This window comes from Streptomyces sp. NPDC048473 (genome assembly GCF_043200155.1).
GTDB lineage: Bacteria > Actinomycetota > Actinomycetes > Streptomycetales > Streptomycetaceae > Streptomyces.
The window spans coordinates 1-1,280 of the sequence record NZ_JBICXE010000195.1 but is presented as its reverse complement, the minus strand read 5'-3'; the positions used below and the strand labels follow the sequence as shown (position 1 = coordinate 1,280).

The 1,280-nt window shown below is 67.1% G+C and carries 1 protein-coding gene; it reads right to left on the bottom strand.

Annotated elements, in window-relative coordinates; genetic code table 11:
- Nucleotides 1-31 precede the first annotated feature (31 nt).
- A protein-coding gene (locus ACGFU7_RS48190; protein ID WP_393705166.1) for an IS3 family transposase occupies nucleotides 32-1,212 on the bottom strand; the annotation gives its coding sequence in 2 pieces (ribosomal slippage) (nucleotides 32-945 and nucleotides 945-1,212; 1,182 coding nt in all).
- Nucleotides 1,213-1,280: the final 68 nt, after the last annotated feature.

The window sequence follows — 1,280 nt, the reverse complement described above, 5'->3', positions numbered from 1 at the left end:
GGGCCTTCCCCGTGATCGTGGACACCGGTTGTCATGCGGCGGTGGCCAGCGTAGTTGATCGCTGTTCGTAGGTGATCGGGCTGATCTGGCCGAGGCGGGAGTGCCGTCGGCGGGTGTTGTAGCGGGTCGCCCAGCGGAAGACCGCGAGGCGGGCCTCACTGGCCCCGTTCCACCGCTTGCGGCCCTGGAGCGTCTCGCGCTTCATGGTCGCGTTCAGACTCTCCGCGGCGGCGTTGTCCGCACTTGTGCCGACCGCGCCGCGTGATCTGGTCACACCCAGCTCCGAGCAGACCTGGGCGAACTCCTTCGACACATATTGCGCCCCGTTGTCGCTGTGAAATATCGCCCCGCGCAGACCGTCCCCGCCGCGGGCCCTCGCTGCGGCCCTAAGCGCGTCGGTGACCAGCGAGGTCCGCATGTGGTCGGCGATCGACCAGCCCGTCAGGCGTTTCGAGCACAGGTCCAACACCGTTGCCAGATAAAGGAATTGGCCATTGCCGACGGGGAGATAGGTGATGTCTCCCACGTACTTGGTGTTCGGCACCTGGGCGGTGAAGTCCCGCTGGAGCAGGTCCGGAACCGGCGTCGCCGACGGCTCGGGAATGGTCGTGCGGACCTTCTTGCGCAGGTGCAGCCCGACGATGTGGACCTTGCGCATGACGCGCTCGACCCGCTTGTGATTGACCCGCCAACCGGAGTCCTTCAGCTCGGCGGTGACGCGCGGGACCCCGTAGGTGCCGTCCGATTCCTGATGGATCCGGTTGATGTGCTCGGCGAGCTCGACGTCCGCCTGGGCCCGGCTGGCCCGCGCGTCCGCGCCGGCCAGCCACCGGTAGAAGCCGGACCGCGAGACCGTGAGTATCCGGCACAGCCGCTTGACGCCGAAGGCGCCACGATGATCGTCGACGAACTGGAAGCGGCTGCTCACCAGCTGGTCTCGGCCGCAAAATACTTCGCGGCCCTCCGCAGGATCTCCCGCTCGAGCTCGAGTTCCTTCACCCGGGCCCGCAGCTGCCGGTTCTCCTTCTCCATCGCGGTGGCCTCCACCGCCCCGGGACGGGCGGCCTGCTCGGCATCCCGCACCCACGTGCGCAGCGTCTCATGGTTGATGCCCAGGTCCTTGGCCACCGACGCGTACGTCCCACCCGGGCTCGAGTGGTACAGCGCGACGGCATCGGCCCGGAACTCAGGCGAGTACTTCGACATCCCCAACGGGAACTCCTGTCCTATGGATCATCACGATCCAATGATCAGGGTGTCCACGATCAAGGGGAAACGCC